The sequence below is a fragment of the Streptomyces sp. NPDC054841 genome, assembly GCF_053611045.1.
Window position 1 is genome coordinate 1 of the sequence record NZ_JBSGZO010000579.1, and the last position, 4,842, is coordinate 4,842.

2 protein-coding genes are annotated in these 4,842 nt (G+C 73.3%); both read right to left on the reverse strand.

Annotated elements, in window-relative coordinates; translation table 11 throughout:
- Nucleotides 1-738, reverse strand: a 738-nt coding sequence (locus ACWGI8_RS39615) for an acyl carrier protein (protein ID WP_453668292.1), incomplete at its 3' end; no start/stop codon positions are given.
- A gap of 64 nt (nt 739-802) precedes the next feature.
- Nucleotides 803-4,842: SDR family NAD(P)-dependent oxidoreductase (locus ACWGI8_RS39620; RefSeq protein ID WP_453668293.1), on the reverse strand; the 4,040-nt coding region annotated here is incomplete at its 5' end.

The following is a 4,842-nucleotide window of genomic DNA, read 5'->3' on the forward strand; positions in this document are numbered from 1 at the left end:
GAGGTCGGCCAGGATCTGGTCGAGGTCCTCGCGGCGGGCCGTGGAGTGCGGGGCGACGGGGGTGGCCGTCAACGCCGTTGGGGTGCAGGGGGACGGGACGGGGAGGGCGACCGGCGTCGGTGCGGTGTCGGTCGGCGGGGTTGCCGAAGGTGCCGGGGCCGAGGAGGCGGTCTGAGGGCCTGTCCGGTGGGTCTTGCTGGGCTGTTCCACCGGACAGCCCCTGGCCCCAGTGGCTGCGGGGACCACCGAGGCCCCGGCGCTCGGCAACCAGCGCCGGGCGAGGCTGATCGGCCGCGCGTCGGCGAACACGTCGTCCAGGTCGATCTCCATGCCCAGCTCGCCCTCCAGCTCAGCGACGAGTTCCACGGCGTGGATGGAGGAGCCCCCGGCGTCGAAGAAGTCGGCGTCGGCCGACAGGTGACCACCGGGCAGATAGCGGCCCGCCGCGGCGGCGATGGCGGCGGCCAGGCCGTCCACGTCCAGGGCCGGGGTGGTACCGGCATCGGCATCGGCCTGAGCGTTGGTGTCGGCCTGAACGGTGGCCTGAGCGTTGGTGTCGGCCTGAACGGTGGCCTGAGCGTTGGTGTCGGCCTGAACGGTGGCTTGAGCGTTGGTGTCGGCCGTCATGACCTTGGCCAGCAGGGCGGTCACGCCGAGCCCCCCGCCGCCCCGCTCGATCGACTCGGCGGTCGCCCGCTGTGCGGCGTACGCCGGCACGTCCTCGTTCACGTCACGCATGAGACCCCTCCACGATGTGCCATGTCCTTTCCCCCACTGCCCCCGGAGGCCGCAGCCGGCCCGGTCACTGCTGCTTCCAGGAGCGGAACGCCCGCAGGTGTTCCGGCGTGACCACGCTCTCCAGGCGCTCGTCGTCCTGGTCTCCGCCGCCGAGCGCGGCAAGGAGACGACGGGCCGGTACGTTGCGCGGGGTGCGCTCCGCCGTCAGCCGGACCTTCGCGCAGCCCAGCTCCTCGGCGCGGTCGGCGAGCCATTGCAACAGGCGTTCCTCGACACCCCGGCCGAGCGCCCGGCAGCTCATCATCCAGGCGACCACGTCGAGTTGGTCGCCCTCCGGGCGGAGGGCGAGCAGGCCGATCTGGCCGTAGTCGCCGAACCGGTCCCGGGCCGCGGCCGTCCACACCTCGCCGCGCTGCCGCCACCGGGCGAGGTCACCGCCGTCGGCCGACCGGGCGCGGAGGGTGAACTGGTTCGTACGGCGGACGAGTTGCCCGGCCCGCTCGACGTCGGCCTCGGAGAGGGCCCGAATGCCGACCTCCAGTTCCAGCCGGTCGAGGAAGTCCTCGAAACCGGCCTGTTCACGGATGGCGTCGCGTTCCCGCTCCTGCTCGTAGAACCGTGCCCGCAGCGTGTCCTCGGCCGTCGCCGCCGCAGGGACCAGCGGCCACAACCGGCCCAGGAACCCCTCCAGTTCAGCCGTCGGCGGGCAGGTCACCGACAGCACCTGCGGCAATGCCGACCGCATCCTGGCGATCTCGGCCGGGTTGTCGTCCAGGAACAGGAAGCTGTCCACACCGAGATTGAGCGTGCGCGCTGCGTCCGCCAGACGGCCCGGCTTCGGGCCCCAGGCGGCGGAGAGCACGCTGAAGTGCTCCGTCTTCAGCAGGCTGTCCGGGCGGTCCAGGACGGCCCGGACCGTGTTCTCGTCGTTGTTGCTGACCAGCGCCAGCAGCGCGCCCGCGGCACGCCACTGCAGCAGCCTCCGCGCGAGCAGGGCACGCGGACCGGTCAGGTCCACCGCCTCCGGGCCGACCTCCCCGGCCACCCCGCCCCACAGGGTCTCGTCGCCGTCCATCGCGATCACCTTGGGTGCGGGGCGCCGCACCGCCCGTACGACCTCGGCCAGTCGCAGCGCCACGGCGGCCTGGAAGTGCGGGGTGAAGGGGAGGTGGGCCAGCTGCTCGGTCCGCTTGTCGAAGCGTTCCTCTACGGCATGGTGCCGGGTCCAGTCGTCGGGGCCGAGTACCGCGATGCCGGGCAGCTCGGCCAGCTCGGCCGCGACCTCTCGCTCCCACCGCTCGAAGCGGTCGTCGACGCGCGAGGCGGGCAGGAAGCCGACGATCAGCGGCTTGCGGGTCCGCTCGGACAGGGCTCGCAGCGCGGCCGGGTACTCGGTGCGCAGCTCGGCGAGCAGCGCGTCGTCCACCGGGCCGAAGCGTTCCAGGTCCACCGCCCGCAGCAGCACGACCCCCACCGCCGCGCCTGGGCGGGCGAAGACGCCGGAGGGGTCGCGCAGGCCGGCGAGTACCTGGTGGTAGGGGGCTTCCGCGACGGTCATGCCGCCGTCCTCGGCCGCCCCCTCGTTGACCGCCGCCTCGCACATGAGCGGCAGGTTGCCGAGGGCGAAGGTGGCGGCGAGGGCGAGGGACCGGCGCGGCGCGGCCGGGGCTTCGTACGCGGCCGGGGCTTCGTGCGCGGCCGGCTCGGCCTCGACCGTCTCAGGCGCCGGACGGACCGGTGCCGTCGGATCCTCGGCCGTCTCCGTGAGCAGCCGCAGGAATTCCTCTCCCAATTCGGTGACGGTCGCCGCGTCCATGATGTCGACGTTGTGGTCGAGCCGGATCCGCCCCGCGTCCGGGGTCATGGTGATCATCAGGTCGAGGTCCGACCAGCCCGTCCCGGCCGGCAGCACCTCCAGGCCGGCGAGGCGGCCGGCCGAGGAGCGTACGTAGTTGAAGTACACCTCGACGAGTGGCGCGTTCGCCCGGTACAGCCCCTGCTGGGCCAGCGTCGACAGGACGTCCGAGAACATGGCGCCCTTCGCGAGGACCCGGTCGAGGCGGCCGTCGGTGCGGCGCAGTACCTCCTCGATCCGCTCGCCCGCCCCGGCCTCGGCCGGGAACGGCACCGGCACTCCGAAGAAGCCCACCGCGTCGTACGCGTCGGTGTGGATGCGCGTGTCCACGGGTACGGCGAGCACGAACCGCTCGCGCTCCCGCTTGCGTGCCAGCAGCACGGTCAGCGCGCCGAGACAGAAGGCGGCAGGCGTGATGGCGAGCCTGCTCGCGGCTGTGGACACCTGCTCCATGAGCCCGTCGGGGATCGTCACGGTCACACTGCCCGCCCGGTACGACCGCGCCGCGGGGCGCGGCCGGGCCAGCGTCAGGTCGAGACGTGCACTGCCGTGGAATGCCGCGCGCCACTCGTCCGCGCCGGCGCCGGGCCCGTCGCCGACCTGCTGGGCCTCGATCAGCAGGTCGATGTCGCGGTTGGTGACGGCGTCGCCGAGCGAGGTGCCGGACAGCTCGGCGTCGATCTCTCCTGCCACGAGCAGCAGGGACTGAAGGTCGCTCACGGCGTGGTGCGCGCCGAACACCAGGAGCTGGCCCCGCGTGCCGCCGTCGAGCAGTTCGAACCGCCACATCGGCGGGTTCGCCAGGTCGAACGGCGGCTCCAGCAGCTGACGCAGCCGGTCTGCGGCGTCGAATGCGGTGTCGGATGCGGTGTCGGGTGCGGCGTCGGCGGCCAGGGCGGTCCAGCGCAGCACCGGCTGCGCCAACTCCCGGTCCACGCGCAGTTGCCGCTCGCCCCCGCTGGTGACGATCGCGGTGCGCAGGGCCGCGTGCCGTCCGGTGAGCCGGACGAGGATGTCGGTGAGGGCCTCGCGGGTGGTCGGCGCAGTGAGCCGCACGGCCAGGCCGATGGCGTGCGCCGCCTCCGGCATGCCCGGCTGGGCGCTGCGCAGCAGCCGTACGACGTCGCGGGTCGCGGGCCGCAGCTCGGTCTCGGGCACCTCCACAGTGATCTCGGCGTGCTGCTCCTCCTGTGCCGCGGTTTCCCGCTCGGGCAGGGCCGCGCCAAGTGTCTGTGCGAGGCCGCGGATGTCGGATGCCGAGAACACCTCGGCGGCCGGGAGTTCGACACCCAGATCGCGGGCGAAGGCGTTGCGCAGCCGCACGAGCATGAGGGAGTCGAGGCCCATTTCCTTCAGGACGGTGGTCGCGGACACGTCCACGACACCCCCGGACACCTCACCGACCCTGGCCCGTACGTACGCTTCGAGCCATGCGGCGCGGTCGTGGTCGGTCGTCGCCGCGAACACCTTCTTGACGAGGTCGTCCGAGGCCGCCGTACCCGTCGGGACGGTGACCAGGTCGCCCAGGATCGGGCGGGTCCGCGTCGCGTCCGGGTCGAGCGCCAGCATCTCCCAGTCCAGGGCCATGGGCGCGAGCTGACGACGGGTCGTGGCCAGTACCCGCTCGAACAGCTCCCCGCCCTCCTGCGGGGAGAAGGCGACCAGACCCGACCGGCTGGTCCCGGCGGCCCGGATGCCGGACTCGGAGACCATGCCCACGCCGGCCCAGGCGCCCCAGTCGAGGCTCAGCGCCCGGCGGTCGGTACGGGAGAGGTGGTGCGCCCAGGCATCGAGGAAGGCGTTCGCCGCCGAGTACGCGCTCTGTCCGGCCGAGCCGAGGAGACCGGCCGCCGAGGCGAACAGGACCAGGTTCCCGGCTTCCGGGATCAGCTCGGTGAGCAGGGCGGTGCCCAGAACCTTGGGGGCGAGCACACGCAGGACTCGGTCGTCCGTCAGGTTCGCCACCGTGGCGTCGTCGAGCACACCGGCGGCATGGACGATTCCGGCGATCGGGCCGGCTTCCCGTCGTACGGCGTCCAGGGCGGCCGTCAGGCCGTCCCGGTCGGCGACGTCGGCGCGGGCGAGGTGCACGGTGACACCACGCTCTTCGAGCCCCTGGATCCAGCGCGCGGCTTCCGTGCCGGGCGTGCCCCGGCTCATCAGGGCCAGTCGGCGGGCGCCGCGGCGGGCCAGTCGCTCGGCGACGACGCGGCCGAGGCCGCCCAGACCACCGGTGATCAGGTACACAC